We start from the raw sequence: 21880 nt of genomic DNA on the forward strand, positions 1-21880 counted from the left end.
CTCCCCGGCCGAGGTTTAGCATCGATGCATGAACGCACCCACCCACGAACCCCGGCTCACCCATGCCCTGCGCCAGATGCTCTGGCAGCGCCGCACCATCGCCCTGGCCACACGCGACGAGACCGGTGCACCGGCCGTGTCGCTGGTGCCGTATGCGGTCAGCCCGGCGCTGCAGTGCCTGGTGATCCACGTCAGCGCGCTGTCACCCCACACCGCGCAGATGCAGGCCGACCCGCGCGCCGCCGTGCTGATCGACGCCGGCGAGGTGGACGGTGAACCGGTGCACGCGCTGCACCGCGTGAGCCTGTCGGTGCAGGCCGAGACCGCCAGCGGCGACGCCCTGATCGCCGCCCGCCAGGACTACCTGGCGCGCTTTCCCGATGCCGCCGCCATGACCGAGCTGCCCGACTTCCGCTTCGTGCTGCTGCACCCGCTGCAAGGCCGGCAGATCGCCGGCTTCGGTGCGGCCCGCCGCATCGACGCTGCCGACCTGCGCGCCACCCTGGCCGCCGGCCGTCCATGACCCCGCTGTACCTCGACGAGCACCTGCTGGTGCTGGACAAGCCGGCCGGCCTGCTGGCCGTGCCCGGGCGAGGCCCGGACAAGCAGGACTGCCTGAGCACCCGCGCCCAGGCCCTGTGGCCCGATGCGCTCATCGTGCACCGGCTGGACATGGCCACCTCGGGCCTGCTGGTCATGGCACGCGGACTGGCCATGCAGCGGGCCCTGAGCATGGCCTTCGAAAAGCGCCGGGTGCACAAGCGCTACCAGGCGGTGGTGGCGGGCGAGCTGGCCGATGCACAGGGCGAGATCGACCTGCCGCTCATGATCGACTGGCTCAACCGGCCGCGCAGCATCGTGCACCACCAGCACGGCAAGCCCAGCCTCACGCGCTGGCACCGGCTGGACGCACCACCCTGGCAGCCCGATGCCCCGGCACACCGCCCGGTCATCACCAGCCGTGTAGAACTCGAACCCGTCACCGGCCGCACCCACCAGCTGCGGGTGCACCTGCAGGCCATCGGCCACCCCATCGTGGGCGACCCGCTGTACGCCACCAGCGAACAGCAGGGCTGGTCGGGCCGCCTGCTGCTGCACGCCTGCGAGCTGTCGCTGCCGCACCCGGTGGGTGGCCAGACGCTCACCTTCCACAGCCCCTGCCCGTTCTGAACCTGCCCCGGACCCCTCGCCATGCACATCACCCTCCTCACCGGCGCCTCGCGGGGCATGGGCCTGGCCATGGCGCGGCAGCTGCTGTCGCCCGACCGGCTGCTGCTCTGCCTGTCGCGCCGGACGAATGCCGAACTCCAGGCCGAAGCCGATGCCCTGGGCGCGCCGCTGCTGCAGTGGCCGGTCGATCTGACGGAGGCCGAACCCGTGGCCCGGCGCCTGGGCGAGTGGCTGGCCGACCAGGTGCCGGCCCGGGTGCACAGCGCCACCCTCATCAACAACGCCGGCCTCATTCCCGCCGTGGCGCCGCTGGAAGCCGTGCCCGCCACCGAAGTGGCCCAGGCCCTGCGGGTGGGCCTGGAGGCGCCCATGCTGCTCACCGGCGCCTTCCTGGCCGCCACCGCGCGCTGGGTGAACCAGGGCTGGCGCGGGCCACGAAAGGTGCTCAACATCTCCTCCGGCCTGGGCCGCTACCCCATGGCCTCGCAGGCGCCCTACTGCGCGGCCAAGGCCGGACTGGACCATTTCACCCGCTGCGCCGCACTCGACCAGGCGCAGCAGCTGCACGGCGCCCGGCTGGTGTCGCTGGCCCCCGGCGTGATCGACACCGACATGCAGGTGCACCTGCGCGGGGCCGATGCCGCCACCTTCCCCGACCGCGCCCGCTTCGTGGAACTGCAGCGCGGCGGCCAGCTCACACCACCCGACGCAGCCGCCGCCCGGGTGCTGGCCTGGCTGGACCGACCCGACTTCGGCCAGCACCCGGTGGCCGACGTGCGCGACGCCTGACCCCCAAGGAGCCCCCATGCAACGACGCGACTTCCTGGCCACCTCGGCCCTGTCCCTGGCCCTGCCGACGGCCCTGCACGCCCAGACCGATGCCACGCCGGCCGCGAACTTCTGGGACCTGCTGCGCGCTGGCGGCTGCGTGGTGCTGATGCGCCATGCCGTCACCGTGGCCGGCGTGGGCGACCCGCCCGGTTTCCGGCTGGACGACTGCAGCAGCCAGCGCAACCTGAGCGAGGCCGGCCGGGCCCAGGCGCGCGCCCTGGGCGAGCGCTTCCGCGCCGAGCGGGTCGAACTGGCCGAGGTGCGCAGCAGCGCCTGGTGCCGCTGTGTGGACACGGCCGAACTCGCCTTCGGCCGCCACACCGTGTGGTCGCCCCTCAACTCCTTCTTCCAGGTCGGCGACCGGGCCAGCCAGACCCGCGCCGTGCTGCAGGCGGTGGCCAGCCTCAAGGCGCCGGCCAACTGGATGCTGGTGACCCACCAGGTCAACATGACCGCCCTGACCGGCGAATTCCCGGCCAGCGGCGAGGTGTTCGTGACCCGTTTCGACCCCCGCCAGCCCGAGCGGCTGCGGCTGCTGGCGCGACAGGCCTTCTGAGGCGCTCCGCGTACCATGGCGGGTATCCCTCAACCCCAGCTTTCAGCGGAGATCCCCCCATGACCCGAGACATCGTTGTCGCCAGCGCCGTGCGCACCGCCATCGGCACCTTCGGCGGCAGCCTCAAGGACGTTCCCCCCACCCAGCTCGGCGCCCACGTGGTGCGCGAATCGCTGGCCCGCGCCGGCGTGGACGGCAAGGACGTGGGCCATGTGGTGTTCGGCCATGTGGTGAACACCGAGCCCAAGGACATGTACCTCTCGCGCGTGGCCGCCATCCACGGCGGCTGCGGCGAAGGCACGCCGGCCTTCAACGTCAACCGCCTGTGCGGCTCGGGCCTGCAGGCCATCGTGTCGGCGGCGCAGAGCATCGCCCTGGGCGACGCCGACATCGCCATCGGTGCCGGCGCCGAGAACATGAGCCGCGCCCCGTTTGCCAGCCTCAACACCCGCTGGGGCGCCCGCATGGGCGACGCCACCCTGGTCGACATGATGGTCGGCGCCCTGCACGACCCCTTCCACACCATCCACATGGGTGTGACCGCCGAGAACATCGCGGCCAAGTGGGGCATCACCCGCGAAGACCAGGACCGCCTGGCCGTGGAGAGCCACAACCGCGCCCAGCGCGCCACCGAGGAAGGCCGCTTCAAGGGCCAGATCGTCCCGGTCATGCTCAAGAGCCGCAAGGGCGAGGTGGCCTATGACACCGACGAGCACTTCCGCCCCAACGCCACCCTGGAAGACCTGGGCAAGCTCAAGCCGGTGTTCCTGAAGGAAAACGGCACCGTCACCGCCGGCAACGCCTCGGGCATCAACGACGCAGCCGCCGCCGTGGTGCTGATGGAAGCCGGTGCCGCCCAGGCCCGCGGCATCCAGCCCCTGGCCCGCCTGGTGGCCTACGCCCACGCTGGCGTGGACCCCAAGTACATGGGCATCGGCCCGGTGCCGGCCACCAAGCTGGCGCTGCAGAAGGCCGGCCTGACCGTCAACGACCTGGACGTGATCGAGGCCAACGAAGCCTTTGCCGCCCAGGCCTGCGCCGTCACCCGCGACCTGGGCCTGGACCCGGCCAAGGTCAACCCCAACGGCTCGGGCATCTCGCTGGGCCATCCCATCGGTGCCACCGGCGCGCTGATCACCGTGAAGGCCCTGCACGAGCTGCAGCGCATCAACGGCCGCTATGCGCTGGTGACCATGTGCATCGGCGGCGGTCAGGGCATCGCCGCGATCTTCGAGCGCGTGTGACCATGCAGCGCCGCTGGGCCGCACCGCTGGCCGTGCTGGAGCACGGTCTGCTGCAGCGCGACGTGGCGGCGCGGGCGCTGCTGCTGGCGGCCCTGGCTGGCGAGCACCTGCTGCTCATCGGCCCGCCGGGCACCGCCAAGAGCGAACTCGCGCGGCGGCTGCAGCGGCTGCTGCCGGGCACGCGCTACTTTGAACGCCTGCTCACCCGCTTCTCGGTGCCCGAAGAACTGTTCGGCCCGCTCTCCCTCAAGGCCCTGGAGGCCGACCGCTACGAGCGCCTGACCGAGGGCTACCTGCCCGATGCCGAGGTGGCCTTTCTGGACGAGGTCTTCAAGGCCAATTCGGCCATCCTCAACACCCTGCTGGGCCTGCTGCACGAACGCCTGTTCGACAACGGCAGCCAGCGCATCGCAGCGCCCCTGATCACGCTGGTGGGCGCCACCAACGAACCGCCGCAGGACGACAGCCTGCTGGCCTTCCACGACCGCTTCCTGCTGCGCGTGCCGGTGCAGCCGGTGGACGACGCGCACTTCGACGCCCTGCTGGACGCCGACACCGCCGCCGCACCCCCGGCCAGCCTGTCGCTGGACCAGCTGCACGCCGTGCGCCAGGCCGCCACGGGCGTGGCCCTGGGTGATGACGTCCGCGCCCTGCTGCGCCTGGCGCGGGAACACGCGGCCCGCACCGGGCAGCCGGTGTCCGACCGGCGCTGGCGCCAGCTGGTGGCCTTGCTGCGGGTGCAGGCCGCCAGCCGCGAGGCCCCCACGGTGAGCGCCTGGGACCTGTGGCTGCTGCCATTTGTGCTGGCCCACGAACCGGCCCAGGTGCCGGGCTGGACCGAACTCTTCCTGCACCGGGTGGCCGAGGCCGGCCCGCTGCCCATGGACGGGCTGGAGCGCGCGGTGCTGGCCTTCGAGCAGCAGCTCGACATCGAACGCCGCGCCCCGGCCGACGCCCAGGACGACAGCGCCGGCAAGCTGGCCCTGGCCAAGGCCATTGCCGGCCCCGAGGCCGGCCAGAGCGAACTGGTGCGCATCACCAGCGAGCGTGCCCACCGGCGCTACAGCCCGGTGCACATCGAGGCGCGCACGCGGCAATGCGAGGAGCTGCTGGCCCAGCTCGGCGAGCTGACTGCGCTGGTGCAGGCCACGGCCGATCAGGTGCTGGGTGCGGCCGCCGCGCACGACTGGCTGCCACCCTCGTGGCGCGCGCAGATCGAGAGCGTGCACCACGAACGCCTGCAGCGCCTGCACGGCCTGCGCACCGCCCTGCAGACCCACCGCGACGGCTTTGCCGCGCTGCCGGTGGACGCCACACTGCCCCCCGCCCAACCCGCCCCGGTGGCATGGACGGTGGCCTGACCCGATTCGACCGGCCGTGGCACCGGCTCGATGCCCTGCCACGCGAACTGTGGCGCTGGGCCGTGGTGTGCAGCAGCGGCACTCCCGAACAACGCCTGCCCGATCTGGTCCGCTGGCGCCAGGCCCTGCTGGACGGCGCCCTGCCCCCGGCGCAGGCCGATCTGGGCGACCCCGAGGCCACCCAGGCGCTGCGCCCGCTGCTGGCCGAACTGGACCTCACCGAACTCACCCAGGGCAGCGAGCCGCTGTCGCTGCAGGTCATGCAGAGCCTGCTGTGGCACCTGGACCGCCTGATCGACCGGGCGCCCGGCGTCTCGCGCAGCGAAGCCATCGAGCGCATGGCCGGCGAGTTCCGCGACAGCTGGGACCTGCAGCGCAAGGGCTGGGACGAGGTGATGGCGCTGCTGCAGTCGCTGGGCGATCTGGCGCACCTGCGCTGGGACGAGCTGCAGGGCCAGCTCAGCCGGCGCGAATGGCGCGAGGCGCAGCGCATCGGTGCCCTGCTGCAGCGCCTGCCGCGCCTGGCCGCCTTCATCGACGGCGTGGGCCGCCGCAGCGCCGAGCCGCGCCAGCCCCCGGCGCAGCAGCCCCGGCCCGATCCGCTGCCACACACCGGCGCGGCACGCCACCCGGCCGACGAGCAGGAGCGCCGGCCCGAACCGCAATCGGTGGACGGCGTGCGCCGCGCCCGCGACCTGGCCCGCATGACCGGAAGCGAAAGCCTCAACCTCACCCACCCCGCCCTGCGCCGGCTGTGGCGGGCCCGCTTTGCCGAGGCGCAGCTGCAGAGCTACGACGACCGTGCACCCCACCCCAGCCAGCGCCCCCGGCCCCGGCCCGAGCCGCAGGCCCGGCGGCCGCAACCGGCCCCGGCCGGGCGCGGGCCCATGATCGTCTGCCTCGACACCTCGGGCTCCATGCGTGGTGCACCCGAGAACGTGGCCAAGGCCTGCGTGCTGCAGGCCCTGCGCAGCGCCCAGACCGGCCGGCGCGGCTGCCGGCTGCTGGCCTTTGGCGGGCACGACGAACTGCTGGAGCGCGAACTGGCGCTGAGCCCCGACGGGCTGGAGCGCCTGCTCGACGTGATGGGCCAGAGCTTCGACGGCGGCACCGACGTGCAGACCCCCATCGAGGTCGCCATCGACCGGGTGCAGGACACCGGCTGGGAAGACGCCGACATCCTCATCGTCAGCGACGGCGAGTTCGGCGTCACCCACCACACCCTGGCCCTGCTGCGCGACGCCAAGGCCCGGCTGGGCCTGCGGGTGCACGGCATCCTGATCGGCGACCGCGAGACCGTGGGCCTGGTGGAGGTGTGCGACAGCCTGCACTGGGTGCAGGACTGGCGCCGCCACGCCATCGGCGGCACGGTGACGGCCGAAGGCTTTTCGCCGGTGCACAGCGCCAGCCTGACCGCCCTGTATTTCCCCAACGCCATCCGGCGCACGCCTTCTGCGTGACACTTCACCCCTTTTTCGCCCCCCCAACGAGGAGACCTCACCCATGTTCCGTACCGCGATTGCCGGCAGCCTGCCCAAACCCCACTGGCTCGCCGAGACCGAAAAACTCTGGCCCCAGTGGAAGACCCAGGGCCCCGAGCTGCTGCAGGCCAAGGCCGACGCCACCCTGCTGTGGATCAAGGCCCAGGAGGACGCCGGGCTGGAAGTCATCGGCGACGGTGAGCAGGCCCGCCAGCACTTCGTGCACGGCTTTGTCGAGCAGGTCGAGGGCATCGACTTCGAGAACAAGGTCAAGATGGGCATCCGCAACAACCGCTACGACGCCATGGTCCCGCAGGTGGTGGCACCGCTGCGCCTGAAGGGCCGCGTGCACGCCTTCGAGGCCCAGCTGGCCCGCAAGCACACCACGAAGAAGCTCAAGTTCACCCTGCCCGGCCCCATGACCATCGTCGACACCGTGGCTGACCGCTTCTATGGCGACAAGGTCAAGATGGCCATGGCCTTCGCCGAGCTGCTCAACCAGGAAGCCCTGGCCCTGCAGGCCGACGGCGTGGACATCATCCAGTTCGACGAACCGGCCTTCAACGTCTACATGGACGAGGCCGCCGACTGGGGCGTGAAGGCGCTGGAGCGTGCCGCCCAGGGCCTGACCTGCACCACCGCCGTGCACATCTGCTATGGCTACGGCATCGAGGCCAACGTGAAATGGAAAGAGACGCTGGGTGACCAGTGGCGCCAGTACGAGAAGGTGTTCCCGGCCCTGGCCGCCAGCAGCATCCAGCAGGTCAGCCTGGAGTGCTTCCACTCGCATGTGCCGCCCGAGCTGATGGCCCTGCTCCAGGGCAAGGACGTGATGGTGGGTGTGATCGATGTGGCCAGCAACGAGATCGAGACCCCGGAGCAGATCGCCGACACCATCGGCCTGGCCCTGAAGTACGTGCCGCGCGAGCGCCTGATCGCCTGCACCAACTGCGGCCTGGCCCCCATGAGCCGCGAGGTGGCCATGGCCAAGCTCGAAGCCCTGGCCAAGGGCGCCGCCCTGGCCAGCCAGCGTTACGGCGCCTGACATGGCCGGCCCGCAACCCCCGGAGCTGCCGCACGCCGACCCGGCCTCGGTCGGCTTCTGCCCCGAACGCACCCGCCGCCTGGTGCAGGTGTTCGAGCGCGAGGTCGAGCGCGGGCGCCTTCCTGGCGCGGTGCTGCTGCTGGGCCGGCGCGGCCGGGTGGTGCTGCACCAGGCCGTGGGCCGACTGACCCCGGGCGGCCCGGCCATGCGGCCCGATGCGCTGTTCCGCATCTACTCCATGACCAAGCCCATGGTGTCGGTGGCGGCGCTGATGCTGGTGGAACAGGGGCGGCTGTCGCTGGCCGACCCGATCGCGAAGCACCTGCCCGCGTTCGCGAACACGCCGGTGCTGCTGGAAACCGCCGAGGGCGTGCAGCTGCAGCCCCCGGTGCGCCCGCCCACGGTCCAAGACCTGCTGCGCCACACCGCCGGCTTCACGTACGAGTTTCTGGGTGCCTCCAGGGTGCAGCGGCTCTATGCCGAGGCCAACATCGGATCACGCCAGCGCAGCAACGCGGAGTTTGCCGAGGCGCTGGCCGCCATTCCGCTGTTCTGCCAGCCGGGCAGCCGCTGGGCCTACAGCCGCGCCACCGACGTGCTGGGCTGCGTGATCGAGGCCGTCACCGGCCAGACCCTGGGCCGGCACCTGCAGCAGGTGATGTTCGACCCGCTGGGTCTGCACGACACCGGCTTTGCCGCGCCCGCCCCGGAGCACGGCCGCATTGCCGAGCCCTTTGCGCAGGACCCGGACGGCGGCATCACCATGCGCCTGTTCGACCCGCGCACTGCACCAGCCCTGGAAAGTGGCGGCGGCGGCCTGGTGTCCACCGGGCGCGACTACGCCCGCTTTCTGCAATGCCTGGCGCAGGGCGGCGAGCTGGATGGCGTGCGCCTGCTGGGGTCGCAGACACTCACGTTCGCGATGGCCGACCACCTGGGCCCGATAGCACCCGAAGCCAACGATGCCTTGCTGCCGCCCGGCCACGGCTTCGGTCTGGCCATGGCGGTGCGCACGGTGGCCGGCGAAGCCCTGATGCCCGGATCGGTGGGCACCAACCACTGGAGCGGCATCGGCGGCACCAGCTTCTTCATCGATCCGGCGCAGGACACCTGGGGCATCTTCCTGGCCCAGGCCCCGGGCCAGCGCGAGGAGTACCGGCTGCTGTTCCGCACCCTGGCCTACGCGGCCTTGGTGGGTTGAGAAAGATCAGCGGTGGGTGAGGCTGCGGGCAGCATCCACCGCTGCCGCTGAACCGGCATGGACGAAGGTCGAGGCGATACCGACGACTGCCATGCAGAGCGCGGCGGCCAGACGGAAGCTGCCGAGGAAGCCTTCCTTCAGGGAACTGAGTGATCTGCTCATCGCTTGCCTCCAAGGTCCATCAGGAATCGAATGGTGCCGACCAAGAGTACTACCCCGCTGAGCGCCACGTCAATGTAGAGAAGCCACAGCTCGACACTGTGCAGGAGCGACAGTGCCCGCTCGGGAAACGGATGCTTGGCATCGAGCACATGCACCGCCAGACCCAGCCCCCAGGCTGCGCAGGCCACCACCAGGAACAGGGCCGCACTGCCCAGGATGTGCCCGGTCATCAGAAAGATGGCTTGACCGAAAGAGGGCTTCCGCTCCGGCTCCATCAACGCCTCGTTCATCGTCTTCTCCCCTGCTGGAAAGCGGGCGATGCTATGGGGTCCGGTCGAACCATACCCGTCACGGCATGCATGGCATGCTGTCACGAGACAGGCGTCAGGCCGCAGTGGGCGGCCGCCAGCGGACGAACATCGGGTAGACCTTCTCCACCACCGGGCCGTCGAAGTCCCAGGCCAGGCACTGGCCCAGGTGCGGCGGCGGGCGGCCGTCGGCCGGCGGGGCAAAGGAGGCCGAGCGGGTCTGGAAGGCGGCGGTGGCCAGGTTGAACAGCAGCTCGCGCAGGTGGGTGCAGCCCTGCACGCCGCCCAGGTGGCGCTGGATGATCTGGCGCCAGCCGCGGCCCAGCGTCTCGCCGACCATGCGCTGCATGGGGGCCATGGCCTGCGGGCAGGGATCGTGCGGGTGGCTGTCCATGGCCACGTCGATGGCGCGGATCACCATGGCTTCGTCGAAGGTCACGCGCAGCCGCATGTGGTGGATGGCCTCGTGCGGCTGCCACTGGCCTTCGCCTTCGATCTCGAAGGCGTGGGGCTTGCTGTCGTGCAGTTCACCCTCGATGTCCCACAGGCCGTCGTCGCGGCGGAAACCCTGGTAGGTGACGCGGCGGGTGTGCATGGGGGTGCGCGGGGCGGGTTCGGGCAATGGCAAGGCAGATCTCCGGAAAGCTGATGTCGCGATTGTCCGTGCAGTGCCGACAGACGGCTGGCACACTGGCGTCCGACCGAACGATGACGGAGACAGACCCATGGCCCACGACCACCATCCCCACGATCATTCCCACGACCACGAGCAGGGCCACGAGGACGTCGCCCCGGCCTGGAAGCACGATGGCGTGCGCGTGATCCCGGGCAACCAGCTGGACGGCAATGTGCCCTCCACCCCCGGCATGGACCGCAAGGCGGCCATCAACTTTGCGCGGGTGGGCGCCCAGAAGCTGTGGGCCGGCACCGTGACCATCCACCCCGACGCCAAGACCGGCGCCCACCACCACGGGCCGCTGGAGAGCGTGATCTATGTGGTCAAGGGCCGGGCCCGCATGCGCTGGGGCGAGCACCTGGAATTCACCGCCGAGGCCGGCCCGGGCGACTTCATCTATGTGCCGCCCTACGTGCCGCACCAGGAAATCAATGCCAGCCCGACCGAGGTGCTGGAATGCGTGCTGTGCCGCAGCGACGGTCAGGCGGTGGCTGTCAATCTGGACATCGAGCCGGTGGAGAAACCGCAGACCGTGCTGTGGGTCGACCCCACCCACCCCACCGGCGGGGTGTGACCGGCCTCACCGGCGGTTTCAGTCGCCCTGGAATCCGCCGGCGCGGCAGGTGACCACCAGCGTGTCGCGCCAGCCGAAGCCCTGCGGGTCCAGCGGCTGGATGGGCGTGGTCTCGTGGATGACGCGGGCATCGTCAAGCAGCAGCAGCGACCACGGTTCCCGCAGCGTGAAGCGCTGACCGGCCGGGCCGTCGGCCTCGAACACGCGGCTCTCGCCGCCCTTGATGGCGTGGCGCCCCACCATGAACACTGCCACCAGATCCACACCGTCGCGGTGCGCGCCTTCGGGCGTGGGTCGGCCGATGCCGTCGGTGGTGTCGATGCGGAACGGATGCGCCTCCACGAACCACGGCTGCGGGCCACGCAGGGTGCTGGTCACCTCGCCCAGGCGCTGCAGCAGCCGCTGCCACAGCGGATGCGCCACCTGCTGTGGCTCCATGGGTTCGAACCAGCGCTGCATGCCGCCGTGCAGGGCGTTGTATTCCAGCGGCTGCCAGTGGGCGCGGTGCGGCGCCTGCGTGACGGTGCTGCCGTCGACCACGAAGCAGCTGTGGCGGCGCTTGCGGTAACGCCCGCCGTCCTTCAGGTAGGCATCGGGCACCAGCCGGTCCCAGGGCTCGGTCAGGGCCTCGAAATCGCCCGGGCCCGCACCCAGCCACTGCGCCACGCCGGCCGCATCCATCAGGGCAAATCCCCGGGCTTGCAGGGAGGGGGCCATGTCGGCCACGGACACGTACGGCGGCTGGAATTCCTGGGTCATGGGCCGGCAGTGTAGCCCCGGGAAACACCGGTTGCCGGGGCCGGCGGGCAATGGCCCAATGGGGCCTTGGCAACCCCAGCAGCACCATGGCCGACACCCTCAACCAGCACGCACCGGAGCCCTCGGGCCGAGGCCCCTCGGTCTTCGATCTGAAGCTGGCCGACCTGAGCGCCCGCGACCCGCTGCGCTGGCTGGCCGCCGGCTGGCGCGACTTCGTGCGCTGCCCGCGCATCGGGCTGTTCTACGGCCTGTGCTTCTTCCTCATGGGTCACGCGCTCGTGGCGGTGTTCCGCTCCGCCCCGGCCTATGTGCTGGCGCTCTCGGCCGGCTTCCTGCTCATGGGCCCGTTCCTGTGCCTGGGCCTGTACGACGCCAGCCGGGCGCTGGAAGAAGGCCGCCGCCCCTCGCTGCGCGCCTCGCTCATGGCCTGGCGGCCCATGCTGGGCACCATGGCCATCTTTGCCGGCGTGCTGCTCATCCTGGAGATGCTGTGGGGCCGTGCCTCGCTGGTGGTGTTCGCGGTCACCTTCAACACCATGCCCGATACCGCGCACCTGCTGCAGCAGCTGTTCAGCCGCGAGAACATCGAGTTCCTGATCACCTACACGCTGGTGGGCGGCCTGTTCGCGGGGCTGATCTTCATCACCAGCGCCATCAGCATTCCGATGATCCTGGACCGCCAGTCCGACGCCGTGTCGTCCGGCCTGACCAGCATCCGCGCCAGCCTGCAGAACCCGGGCGTGATGCTGTGGTGGGGCGCGCTCATCACGCTGCTGGTGGGCCTGGCCATGCTGCCCTGGTTTGCCGGCCTGTTCGTGGCCGGCCCGGTGGTGGGCCATGCCACCTGGCACGCCTACCGGCAGATCGTGCCGGCGGCCTGACGCTGCTGGCGCGTCAGGCCGTTTCGTCAGGCATTCACGTCCACCACCAGCCGGCCGCGCACCTGGCCGGCCAGGATGTCCTGGCCCGCCTGCAGCGCCTGGGCCAGGGGGATGGCGCGGGTCATGGCGGCCAGCTTGGGGCGGTCGATCAGGCGGTCGAGCGCCGCCCACGCGGCTTCGCGGCGGGCCATGGGGGCCATCACGCTGTCGATGCCGTACAGCGTGACGCCGCGCAGGATGAAGGGCGCCACGCTGGCCGGCAGGTCCATGCCCTGGGCCAGACCGCAGGCCGCCACGGCGCCGCCGTAGCGGGTGCTGGCGCAGGCGTTGGCCAGCGTGTGGCTGCCGACCGAATCGACCACGCCGATCCAGCGCTCCTTCTGCAGCGGCTTGCCCGGGGCCGAGAGCGTGGCGCGGTCGATCACGTCGGCCGCGCCCAGCGAACGCAGGTAGTCGGCCTCGGCCGGGCGGCCGGTGGACGCCACCACGGTGTGGCCCAGCGCGGCCAGCAGCGCAATGGCCACGCTGCCCACGCCGCCCCCGGCACCGGTCACCAGCACCTCGCCGCTGCCCGGATTCACGCCACGCGCCGCCCAGTGGTCCTGCAGGGCCTGCACGCACAGCATGGCGGTGTAGCCGGCGGTGCCGATGGCCATGGCGTCGCGTTCCGAAAAACCGGCCGGCAGGGCCACCAGCCAGTCGCCCTTGACGCGGGCCTTCTGTGCCAGGCCGCCGGGATGGGTCTCGCCCACGCCCCAGCCATTGAGCACCACCCGGTCACCGGCCTTGAAGCGCGGGTGCTGGCTGTCGATGACGGTGCCGGCGAAGTCGATGCCCGGCACCATGGGGAACTTGCGCACCACCGGCGAGCGGCCGGTGATGGCCAGACCGTCCTTGTAGTTGATGGTCGACCAGGCCACCTGCACCGTGACGTCGCCCTCGGGCAGGGCCGAGTCGTCGAGTTCGGTCAGGTCGCAGCGGTAGCCGGATTCGGGCTGGGTGATCTGCAGGGCTTGGTACATGCGGGTCTCCGGAAAGGGTCAGTCGTCGGGTCGTTGGTCTTGCGGCGGGTCGTTCCACAGACGCCAGGTCAGCCAGGCGCCGATCAGGCTGTTGGTCAGGGCCAGCAGCCCCACCATCAGGGCCAGGGTGGGCGGCGGTTCCTTCGTCTGGATGAAGAAGCTCATGAAGGACGCCAGGGCATTGAAGCCGAACGCCAGCCAGAACAGCGGCTTGCGCGGTTGCCACAGGCGCCGCAACGCATCGGTGAAGAAGTTCATCCCGTCATTGTGGCGCCGGCGATGCGGCCTTCTCCTGCTCCTGCAACAGGCGCCACATCACCTTGCCGCTGCCGCTCTTGGGCAGGGCCGGCACGAACTGCACGCTCTTGGGGCATTTGTAGACCGCCATGTGCTCGCGGCACCAGGCCAGGATGTCCTGCTCGCTCACGCCCTGGGCGTCCTGGCGCAGCACCACCACGGCCTTGACGCTCTCGCCCCGGTAGCTGTCCTGGGTGGCGATCACGCAGGCTTCGGCAATGGCCGGGTGGCGGAACATCAGCGCCTCCACCTCGGCCGGCCAGACCTTGAAGCCGCTGGCGTTGATCATGCGCTTGAGGCGGTCGGTGATGAAGAAGTAGCCGTCCTCGTCCACCCGGCCCAGGTCGCCGGAGCGGAAGAAGCGCTTGCCCTCGAAGGTGATGAAGGCGGCCTCGGTGGCCTCGGGGCGTTTCCAGTAACCGTCGAACACCTCGGGGCCGTGGATGATGATCTCGCCGGCCTCGCCCACCGGCATTTCCTGCAGCGTCTCGGGGTCGATCACCCGGGCGTCGGTGCTCATGAACGGGATGCCCAGGCACTGTTGCTTGGGCGCGTCCGGCGGGTTGCTGTGCGAGGGGGCGGCAGTCTCGGTCAGGCCGTAGCCTTCGGAGTAGCGCAGGCCGAACTGGTCGAACAGGCGCTGGGCCACGGCCGCCGGCATGGCCGCACCACCGCCGCCGATGTAGACCAGGCTGGACAGGTCGTACTGGCTGAAGTTGGGGCTGGCCAGCAGGTCGATCACCATGGTGGGGATGTTGGTCCAGCTGGTCACCTTCCAGTGCGAGATCAGGCGACCGGCCAGCTCACGGTCCCAGCGCGGCATGAGCACGATGGTGGCGCCACCGTACAGGCCGGCGTGCATGCCGGTGACCATGCCGGTGATGTGGAACAGCGGCACCACCACCAGCATCACGGTCTCGGGCGAGGCATTGCCCCACAGCGTGCTGGCCACGGCGTTGTGCATGAGCGAGCGGTGCGGGTGCATGCAGCCCTTGGGCAGGCCGGTGGTGCCGCTGGTGTAGGGGAGCACGGCCAGATCGTCCGGGCGGCGGTTGTGGGCCGGCAGTGCATCGGTGCAGGCCAGCGCCTGCGACCAGTCGGCCACGCTGCCCCGGGTGAGGGTCGGCGGAGCGTGGCGGGTGCCCAGCCAGTCCTTCCAGGCGGGCGGTATGTCGGCCGCCGGACCGATGGCGTCGGCGTAGTGGGCCACCACCATGTGGGAGAGGCGGTCGGCCTCGGGCAGACCGGCATCGGCCTTGGCCAGCTCGCCGGCCAGATCGGCCGCACAGATGGCCACCCGGGCATCCGGGTCGGTGATGTAGTGCTGCAGCTCGTCGGCCTTGTTCATGGGGTTGACCGGCACCACCACCGCATTGGCCCGCAGGATGGCGAAATGCGCCACCACCCACTGGGGACAGTTCTGCATGTAGAGGATGACCCGGTCGCCATCCTTCACCCCCACCGAACGCAGGTGGGCGGCCAGTCGCTCGGCCTGCTGCATCAGCTGCGCGTACGTGGTGCTGCGGTCGAAGAACACCAGGGCCGGCTTGTCGGGGTAGCGCAGCGCGCTGACCTCCAGGTTGGTCCACAGCGAGGTGGACGGCGGCTTCAGGCTGTGCGGCAGGCGCTTGGGCCAGAATCGGTGGTGCGCGCGGGTGGGCGCCGGGCTGTGGGTCATGCGCTGTCTCCTGCTGTCGTTGTCATGGGCCGTCGGGGGCCGCGATCAGCATACGGCGACCCTTGTCCGGGCGCATCCGGCCCCTGTCACGACCGGGACCGTGGCACGAAAACTGCATCCGGCAGCCGACGGAACCATCGTCCTGCGGATGGTTTCATAAGCGTTTTGCATACCGGATCAAGGAAACCCCCGCCCGCAAGGCGGCGGCGGCGCACTATAGTCGCGGTCGGTTTCCACCCACCCGGTGGCGCATCCGGGGTTGTCCGGGCCCCCATCCCTGCCCGGCGTTCGTTTCGATCATCACGACGGAGAACTCATGAAAAAACACGTACTCACCCTCGCACTGGCCCTGGCGGCCACCGGCGCCATGGCGCAGGCCAACGACACGCTGGCCAAGATCAAGGCATCGGGCACCGCCACCATGGGCGTGCGCGATTCGTCCGGGGCCCTGTCCTACACCCTGGGCGATGGCAAGTACGCCGGCTACCACGTGGAAATCTGCCAGCGCGTGCTGGCCGATGTGCAGAAGCAGCTGGCCCTGCCCAAGCTGGACGTGAAGTACCTCTCCGTCACCTCGCAGAACCGCATCCCCCTGGTGCAGAACGGCACCGTGGACATCGAGTGCGGCTCCACCACCAACAACATGGCCCGCCAGCGCGACGTGGCCTTTGCCGTGACCACCTACGTCGAGGAAGTGCGCATCGCCGTCAAGGGCAGCTCCGGCATCACCAGCATCGCCCAGCTCAACGGCAAGAAGGTGGCCACCACCACCGGCACCACCTCGGTGCAGCTGCTGCGCAAGCACGAGCGCGGCAACGGCGTGAACTTTGAAGAGGTGTTCGGCAAGGACCACGCCGAGAGCTTCCTGCTGCTCGAATCCGGCCGTGCGGATGCCTTCGTGATGGACGGCCAGATCCTGGCCGGCAACATCGCCAAGTCCAAGGCGCCGGCCGACTTCAAGATCGTCGGCGAAGTGCTGTCGGTCGAGCCCATCGCCATCATGATCCGCAAGGACGACCCCGCCTTCAAGAAGGCCGTGGACGACAGCATCAAGGCCATGATGAAGTCCGGCGAGATCGCCAAGCTCTACGACAAGTGGTTCGTGCAGCCCATCCCGCCGTCCAACACCCGCGTGGGCCTGCCCGCCACCGAAGCCACCAAGGCCGCCTGGGCCACCCCCAACGACAAGCCGGTGGAAGAGTACGCCAAGAAGTGATGGTGGCCTGACAGGGCCAGCCTGAACCGGAACCCCGCAGCGAGACCCGTCTGCGGGGTTTCTGTTTTCACAACCGAATGCAAAACAACCACATGGTGACGACATGAATTGGGACTGGCAGGTATTCCTGACCGACGACGGCAGCGGCCGCACCTACCTGGAATGGATGATGGAAGCCTGGGGCTGGACACTGTCCGTGGCCGCCTGGGCCTGGGTGGTGGCCATCGTCATGGGCACGGTCATCGGCACCCTGCGAACGCTGCCGAACAGCCCCTGGCTGGTGCGGCTGGCCAACGCCTGGGTCGAACTTTTCCGCAACATCCCCCTGCTGGTGCAGATCTTCATCTGGTACTTCGTGCTGCCCAAGATGTTCCCGGTCATGCAGCAGCTCTCCGGCTTCGTGCTGGTGGTGCTGGCGCTGGGCTTCTTCACCTCGGCCCGCATCGCCGAGCAGGTGCGTGCCGGCGTGCAGGCCCTGCCGCGGGGCCAGCGTTATGCCGCCATGGCCATGGGCTTCACCACCGCGCAGGCCTACCGCTACGTGATCCTGCCGATGGCCTTCCGCATCATCCTGCCGCCGCTGACCAGCGAGTCGATGAACCTGCTGAAGAACTCGTCGGTGGCCTTTGCGGTGTCGATCGCCGAACTCACCATGTTCGCCATGCAGGCGCAGGAAGAAACCTCGCGCGGCATCGAGATCTACATCGCCGTGACCGCGCTCTACGCCATCTCGGCCTTTGCGGTGAACCGGGTGTTCGCCTTCATCGAGCGGCGTGCCCGCGTGCCCGGCCTGATCGTGGCCGGCCAGACCGGAGGGGGCCACTGACATGGGCGGACTCGACCTTTCCTTCTTCAACTGGGACGTCTTCAGCAAGTTCGTGCTGAGCGGCCTGTGGTTCAGCGTGCAGCTGACCGTGGTGGCCACCATCGGCGGCATCCTGCTGGGCACGGTGCTGGCGCTCATGCGCCTCTCGGGCAACCCCATCCTGGCCATTCCGGCCACCATCTACGTCAACGGCATGCGCAGCATTCCGCTGGTGATGGTGATCCTGTGGTTCTTCCTGCTGGTACCCACCCTCATCGGCCGGCCCATCGGAGCCGAGATGTCGGCGGTGATCACCTTCATCGCCTTCGAGGCCGCGTACTTCAGCGAGATCATGCGGGCCGGCATCCAGTCCATCCCGCGCGGTCAGGTGTTTGCCGGCCAGGCCCTGGGCATGACCTACAGCCAGAACATGCGTCTGGTGGTGCTGCCGCAGGCCTTCCGCAACATGCTGCCGGTGCTGCTGACGCAGACCATCATCCTGTTCCAGGACACCTCGCTGGTCTATGCCATCGGCGCCTACGACATGCTCAAGGGCTTCGTCACCGCCGGCAAGATCTACGGCCGCCCCGAAGAGGTCTACCTGATCGCCGCGGTGGTGTACTTCATCATCTGCTTTGCGCTGTCGTGGATCGTCAAGCGGCTGCAGGCCCGCATCGCCATCATTCGTTAATCGGTGAACAACATGATCGAAATCAAGAACGTCTCCAAGTGGTACGGCCCGGTGCAGGTGCTCAACGACTGCTCGGTGTCCATCAACAAGGGCGATGTGGTGGTGGTGTGCGGCCCCTCGGGTTCCGGCAAGTCCACGCTCATCAAGACCGTCAACGGCCTGGAGCCCTTCCAGAAGGGCGAGATCTACGTCAACGGCGTGGGCCTGCACGACCCCAAGACCAACCTGCCGCAGCTGCGCAGCCGGGTGGGCATGGTGTTCCAGCACTTCGAGCTGTTCCCGCACCTGAGCGTGACCGAGAACCTCACCATCGCGCAGATCAAGGTGCTGGGCCGCAGCGCCGACGAAGCCAAGGTGCGGGGCCTGAAGATGCTCGACCGCGTGGGCCTGATGGCCCACAAGGACAAGTTCCCCGGCCAGCTCTCCGGCGGCCAGCAGCAGCGCGTGGCCATTGCCCGTGCGCTGTCCATGGACCCGGTGGTCATGCTGTTCGACGAGCCCACCTCGGCGCTCGACCCCGAGATGGTGGGCGAGGTGCTGGACGTGATGGTGAACCTGGCCAAGGAAGGCATGACCATGATGGTGGTCACCCACGAGATGGGCTTTGCCCGCAAGGTGGCCAACCGCGTGATCTTCATCGACGTGGGCGGCCACATCCTGGAGGACTGCTCCAAGGAAGAGTTCTTCGCCCACCCCGAGAACCGGCAGCCGCGCACCCAGGACTTCCTGTCCAAGATCCTGGGGCACTGAGTCCGGCCCATGCGTCTGGCGCTCTGGCTGCTGGGGGCACTGCTGTGCGCGACCACGGCAGCCGGGGCTGCCGACTTCGATCTGCAGGGCCACCGGGGCGCCCGTGCCCTGGCGCCGGAGAACACGCTGGCCGGCTTCAGCCGGGCCCTGTCCATCGGCGTGAGCACCCTCGAACTCGATGTGGTGCTCAGCGCCGACGGCGTGCCGGTGGTGGCGCACGACCTCGCCCCCAACCCCGACATCACCCGCAACCGCCAGGGCCGCTGGCTGCAGAGCGCCGGCACGCCGTTCGTGCGCCAGACCTGGCGCGACATCCGGCAGTGGGACGTCGGCCGCATCAACCCGGCCAGCCGCTATGCCCGCGAGTTCCCGGACCAGCAGCCGGTGGACGGCGCCCGCATGCCGTCGCTGGCCGAGGTGTACCGGCTGGTCAAGCGACTGGGTGCCGACCATGTGCACCTGAGCATAGAGACCAAGATCGACCCCCGGCGGCCGCAGGCGTCCAGCGATCCGCGCCGGCTGGTGCAGGCGGTGCTGCAGGTGACCCGGGAGCACGGCATGCTGGCGCGCACGCGCCTGCAGAGCTTCGACTGGCGCACGCTGGACGTGGCACGGCGGCTGGAGCCGTCCTGGCCCCGGGTCTACCTCACGGCCCGCCTGCCCCGCTTCGACACCCTGGCCGGCACCGCCTGGACCGGTGGCCGGCGCCTGAGCGACCACGGCAGCGTGCCTGCGCTGGTGCGTGCCGCCGGCGGGCGCATCTGGTCACCCCACCACACCGATCTGGACCAGGCCACCCTGACCGAAGCCCGTGAGCTGGGCTTGCAGGTGATCCCCTGGACCGTCAACGAGATCGCCGACATGGAGCGGCTCATCGACCAGGGCGTGGACGGCCTCATCACCGACCGACCGGACCGCCTGCGCCAGGTCATGTCCCAGCGCGGGCTGAGCCTGCCGCCGCCCGTGCTGCCCACCACCGCCCTGTCCACCGCACCGCCATGAACCCTGCCCTCGCCCGACTCGACGCCGCCCTCACCGAGCTGCAGACCGGCCAGCTCGACACCCGCCGCTTCGTGGCGCTGGCCCGCGCCCAGACCGATCTGCTGGAGCAGCTGCCGCCGCGCTTTGCCGAGGTGCTGCACGGCCTGCTGGACCGGCTGGAATCGAGCGCGCTGTTCGACGCCGAGAGCTGCTCCTTCAGCCAGCGCGACCTCACCGACAGCATGCGGCTGTGGCTGGACAAGGCCGCTGCCCGGCTCCAGGCCTGACCCGACAGCCGACCCCGGTATCGGGCGCGGCCCTCGGAACCTGCACACCCCACCCCGTATCATTCCGGGCATGCGCCCGATCGTCCTGGTCCTGCTGATGCTGCTGCTCCCGCTGCGGGCGTGGGCCGGCGACGCCATGGCCTTGTCCATGCTGCAGGAGCGCCCTGCGCAGGCAGCGGCGGTGATGGCCATGCCGGGCGACCACGATCACCACGACATGACTGCCGGCCACGCCGGACACGACGGGCCGGCCCCCCAGGCCGGGGACGACTGCCCCAGCCACGTGGCCTGCGACGTGTGCAACGGCCCGGTGCTCAGCCTGCCGGTGTGGCAGGCCGAGGGCAGCGTGGCACGGCACCACCCGCCGGTGCCACCGGCCACCGACTTCGCCAGCCTGGTGCCGCAGCGGCACCACAAACCCCCCATCGCCTGAGCTGAACCCGTCCCTGTCGGGCCAGAGTCACCGGTGCGCCATGGACGCATCCGGTGCCTTTCGCACGGCACCCGTTCAGTCTGTCAGGAGATGACCCATGACCCCTTTCCGTCGGCCCCGGCCGGCCTGCCTGGCGCTGGCCATGGCGGCCGCCTGCGCCTTGACCCCGGCTGCCGCCGCGCCCCTCTCGGGTGGCCTGGCAGCGTCCGATCCCGCCACCCCGGCGCCAGCGCCGGCCTGGCCACTGTTGCCGGCCCAACCGTCGGCCGAGCTGCCCGCGCTGCCCGATGGCGCGGCCGCCGCCCGGGCGCAGTGGCAACGCGTCAACGAACAGGTGGCCGGTTTCGCGCGCGGCCACATCGATCTGCTGCGCTGGGAACAGTCCCGGCCCGACGCTTCAGCCCCCGCGGCCGAAGCCGCCCCCACCGATCCGCTGACCTTGCAGGCGGCCGTCTCGGCCTCGCTGCGGCAGCAGCCCGACCTGTTCACCCGGGCGGAGATGAATGTCCGCGAACGCGCCGAGGTGCAGTCCGCCTGGGCGCGCCATGTGCAGTCGGTGCAGAAAGCCTGGATCGACGCGGTGGCCGCGCGCGAACGCGCCCGCCTCATGGCCCAGGCCCACGATGTGAGCCGCACCGGCGCCGAGCTGGGCCGGCGCATGGTGGTGGCCGGCAACTGGAGCCAGGCGCGCCAGATGCGCGAGCAGCTGGGCGAATCCGCGGCCTGGCAGGCCCTGGTGTCGGCCCGGCTGGCCGAACGTGCCGCCGTGGAAGCGCTGGCCGGCCGGCTGGGGCTGTGGCGGGGGGAAGATGTGGTGGCCCTGGCCGCCCGGCTGCCGCAAGGCCTGCCGGCGCTGCCCGATGCCGTCTGGCCGGGCCGGGACGTGGCTGCCGAACGCATCGAGGCCCTGGCCCTGCAGGCCGACGCCGAGCTCACGCTCATGCGCACCGAGGTCGAGCGCGAACGGCGCGCATCCGACCCGGCCCGCGAGGCGCTGCTGCAGCAGCAGATGGACCAGGCCCTGGCCCGCTCCGGCATGTCCGGCCCGCCGCACATACAGGCTCTGGAGCGCCCCGGCGATGCCGCCGCCGAACGTTCGCTGCACGGGCAGGCCAGGCTGCTGGCCCGGGCGGCCGAACGCCGCTCGGCCGCCCGGCTGGCCTGGCAACAACTGGCCATGCGCCATGCCGCCGCCCGGCAGGCCACCGACGGCCTTTTGCGGCTGCAGACCGCGCTCGATCAGGAAAACCTGCTGCGCTACAACGGCATGCTGCAGAGCACCTGGGACCTGCTGGCCAGCGCCCGCGAACGCATCGCCGCGCTCGACACCGCCCAGCAGGCCCGCGCGGCCTACTGGCGCGCCCTGGCCGACGGCCAGGCCCTGCTGGCCGGTGCACCGGCATCCGCCGTCAGCCTCTCCCCCGACACCGCCGCCGCCGGCAGCACCGGCGCCGCCACCCCAGGACACTGA

26 protein-coding genes are annotated in these 21880 nt (G+C 70.4%); 19 read left to right on the forward strand and 7 right to left on the reverse strand.

All coding sequences use genetic code 11. The features are described from left to right. The first annotated feature begins 28 nt into the window (after positions 1-28). Genes WD026_RS06395 through WD026_RS06435 form a run of 9 tightly spaced genes read left to right on the forward strand, consistent with a single transcriptional unit; the run spans position 29 to position 8889 of the window. Positions 29-523, forward strand: coding sequence for a pyridoxamine 5'-phosphate oxidase family protein (locus WD026_RS06395; RefSeq protein WP_425722791.1), 495 nt, complete (start codon positions 29-31; stop codon positions 521-523). After that, complete coding sequence (locus WD026_RS06400) at positions 520-1170, forward strand: RluA family pseudouridine synthase (RefSeq protein ID WP_425722792.1); 651 nt, start codon at positions 520-522, stop codon at positions 1168-1170. Before WD026_RS06395 ends, WD026_RS06400 begins: the two co-directional genes overlap by 4 nt. Before the next feature lie 21 nt (positions 1171-1191). After that, positions 1192-1959 carry an SDR family NAD(P)-dependent oxidoreductase gene (locus WD026_RS06405; RefSeq protein ID WP_425722793.1) on the forward strand — a complete coding sequence of 256 codons (768 nt, stop codon included), beginning with the start codon at positions 1192-1194 and terminating at the stop codon, positions 1957-1959. Between the two features lie 16 nt (positions 1960-1975). Then, positions 1976-2557: a histidine phosphatase family protein gene (locus WD026_RS06410; RefSeq protein ID WP_425722794.1), complete on the forward strand. Its 582-nt coding sequence runs from the start codon at positions 1976-1978 to the stop codon at positions 2555-2557. Positions 2558-2616: 59 nt separating this feature from the next. Further along, a complete protein-coding gene (gene bktB / locus WD026_RS06415; RefSeq protein ID WP_425722795.1) occupies positions 2617-3801 on the forward strand; it encodes a beta-ketothiolase BktB in 1185 nt (394 codons plus the stop codon). A gap of 2 nt (positions 3802-3803) precedes the next feature. Further along, a complete protein-coding gene (locus WD026_RS06420; protein ID WP_425722796.1) occupies positions 3804-5162 on the forward strand; it encodes an AAA family ATPase in 1359 nt (452 codons plus the stop codon). Further along, positions 5147-6622, forward strand: a complete 1476-nt coding sequence (locus tag WD026_RS06425; RefSeq protein ID WP_425722797.1) for a VWA domain-containing protein — start codon at positions 5147-5149, stop codon at positions 6620-6622. The genes WD026_RS06420 and WD026_RS06425 overlap by 16 nt, the downstream gene beginning before the upstream one ends. A 43-nt stretch (positions 6623-6665) precedes the next feature. Then, positions 6666-7688, forward strand: a complete 1023-nt coding sequence (locus WD026_RS06430; protein WP_425722798.1) for a methionine synthase — start codon at positions 6666-6668, stop codon at positions 7686-7688. Between the two features lies 1 nt (position 7689). After that, positions 7690-8889, forward strand: a complete 1200-nt coding sequence (locus tag WD026_RS06435; protein ID WP_425722799.1) for a serine hydrolase domain-containing protein — start codon at positions 7690-7692, stop codon at positions 8887-8889. A gap of 6 nt (positions 8890-8895) precedes the next feature. On the opposite strand, the gene WD026_RS06440 is transcribed toward WD026_RS06435, so the two are convergent. The 3 genes from WD026_RS06440 to WD026_RS06450 all read right to left on the reverse strand — a co-directional run bounded on the left by WD026_RS06440 (position 8896) and on the right by WD026_RS06450 (position 9987). Beyond that, a complete protein-coding gene (locus WD026_RS06440; protein ID WP_425722800.1) occupies positions 8896-9051 on the reverse strand; it encodes a hypothetical protein in 156 nt (51 codons plus the stop codon). Then, positions 9048-9341: a hypothetical protein gene (locus WD026_RS06445; protein ID WP_425722801.1), complete on the reverse strand. Its 294-nt coding sequence runs from the start codon at positions 9339-9341 to the stop codon at positions 9048-9050. The genes WD026_RS06440 and WD026_RS06445 overlap by 4 nt, the downstream gene beginning before the upstream one ends. A gap of 94 nt (positions 9342-9435) precedes the next feature. Then, positions 9436-9987 carry a DUF2889 domain-containing protein gene (locus tag WD026_RS06450; protein WP_425722802.1) on the reverse strand — a complete coding sequence of 184 codons (552 nt, stop codon included), beginning with the start codon at positions 9985-9987 and terminating at the stop codon, positions 9436-9438. A 97-nt stretch (positions 9988-10084) separates the two neighbouring features. Here WD026_RS06450 and WD026_RS06455 point away from each other — a divergent pair, with 97 nt between their 5' ends. Next, positions 10085-10609 carry a cupin domain-containing protein gene (locus WD026_RS06455; protein ID WP_425722803.1) on the forward strand — a complete coding sequence of 175 codons (525 nt, stop codon included), beginning with the start codon at positions 10085-10087 and terminating at the stop codon, positions 10607-10609. Positions 10610-10627: 18 nt separating this feature from the next. Here WD026_RS06455 and WD026_RS06460 read toward each other — a convergent pair whose 3' ends face one another. After that, the gene (locus tag WD026_RS06460; RefSeq protein WP_425722804.1) at positions 10628-11368 is read right to left on the reverse strand and encodes a 2OG-Fe dioxygenase family protein; all 741 of its coding nucleotides are present in this window, start codon (positions 11366-11368) and stop codon (positions 10628-10630) included. Positions 11369-11454: 86 nt separating this feature from the next. Between WD026_RS06460 and WD026_RS06465 the strand changes: the two genes are divergently transcribed. Then, positions 11455-12249 carry a DUF2189 domain-containing protein gene (locus tag WD026_RS06465; protein WP_425722805.1) on the forward strand — a complete coding sequence of 265 codons (795 nt, stop codon included), beginning with the start codon at positions 11455-11457 and terminating at the stop codon, positions 12247-12249. A gap of 26 nt (positions 12250-12275) precedes the next feature. Here the strand turns inward: WD026_RS06465 and WD026_RS06470 are convergent, their stop codons facing one another. The 3 genes from WD026_RS06470 to WD026_RS06480 are packed head-to-tail and all read right to left on the reverse strand — an operon-like array spanning position 12276 to position 15246. Beyond that, entirely contained in the window at positions 12276-13271 is a 996-nt protein-coding gene (locus WD026_RS06470) for an MDR family oxidoreductase (RefSeq protein WP_425722806.1), read from the reverse strand. 18 nt (positions 13272-13289) lie between these two features. Continuing rightward, complete coding sequence (locus WD026_RS06475) at positions 13290-13529, reverse strand: hypothetical protein (RefSeq protein WP_425722807.1); 240 nt, start codon at positions 13527-13529, stop codon at positions 13290-13292. A gap of 4 nt (positions 13530-13533) precedes the next feature. Further along, positions 13534-15246 carry a long-chain fatty acid--CoA ligase gene (locus tag WD026_RS06480; RefSeq protein ID WP_425722808.1) on the reverse strand — a complete coding sequence of 571 codons (1713 nt, stop codon included), beginning with the start codon at positions 15244-15246 and terminating at the stop codon, positions 13534-13536. Positions 15247-15562: 316 nt separating this feature from the next. Between WD026_RS06480 and WD026_RS06485 the strand changes: the two genes are divergently transcribed. The 8 genes from WD026_RS06485 to WD026_RS06520 all read left to right on the forward strand — a co-directional run bounded on the left by WD026_RS06485 (position 15563) and on the right by WD026_RS06520 (position 21880). Continuing rightward, the gene (locus WD026_RS06485) at positions 15563-16462 is read left to right on the forward strand and encodes an amino acid ABC transporter substrate-binding protein (protein ID WP_425722809.1); all 900 of its coding nucleotides are present in this window, start codon (positions 15563-15565) and stop codon (positions 16460-16462) included. A gap of 103 nt (positions 16463-16565) precedes the next feature. Continuing rightward, the gene (locus WD026_RS06490; RefSeq protein ID WP_425722810.1) at positions 16566-17288 is read left to right on the forward strand and encodes an amino acid ABC transporter permease; all 723 of its coding nucleotides are present in this window, start codon (positions 16566-16568) and stop codon (positions 17286-17288) included. A 1-nt stretch (position 17289) separates the two neighbouring features. Then, positions 17290-17958, forward strand: coding sequence for an amino acid ABC transporter permease (locus WD026_RS06495; protein WP_425722811.1), 669 nt, complete (start codon positions 17290-17292; stop codon positions 17956-17958). Positions 17959-17970: 12 nt separating this feature from the next. After that, entirely contained in the window at positions 17971-18708 is a 738-nt protein-coding gene (locus WD026_RS06500; protein WP_425722812.1) for an amino acid ABC transporter ATP-binding protein, read from the forward strand. A 9-nt stretch (positions 18709-18717) separates the two neighbouring features. Then, positions 18718-19710, forward strand: coding sequence for a glycerophosphodiester phosphodiesterase (locus WD026_RS06505; RefSeq protein WP_425722813.1), 993 nt, complete (start codon positions 18718-18720; stop codon positions 19708-19710). Next, positions 19707-19976, forward strand: a complete 270-nt coding sequence (locus tag WD026_RS06510) for a hypothetical protein (RefSeq protein WP_425722814.1) — start codon at positions 19707-19709, stop codon at positions 19974-19976. Before WD026_RS06505 ends, WD026_RS06510 begins: the two co-directional genes overlap by 4 nt. Positions 19977-20046: 70 nt before the next feature. Next, positions 20047-20409 carry a hypothetical protein gene (locus WD026_RS06515; RefSeq protein ID WP_425722815.1) on the forward strand — a complete coding sequence of 121 codons (363 nt, stop codon included), beginning with the start codon at positions 20047-20049 and terminating at the stop codon, positions 20407-20409. Between the two features lie 97 nt (positions 20410-20506). Continuing rightward, positions 20507-21880 (forward strand): hypothetical protein, encoded by a 1374-nt coding sequence (locus WD026_RS06520; RefSeq protein WP_425722816.1) that lies wholly within the window; start codon positions 20507-20509, stop codon positions 21878-21880.

It is taken from the genome of Hydrogenophaga sp. R2 (assembly GCF_049843595.1).
Classification (GTDB): domain Bacteria; phylum Pseudomonadota; class Gammaproteobacteria; order Burkholderiales; family Burkholderiaceae_C; genus Hydrogenophaga.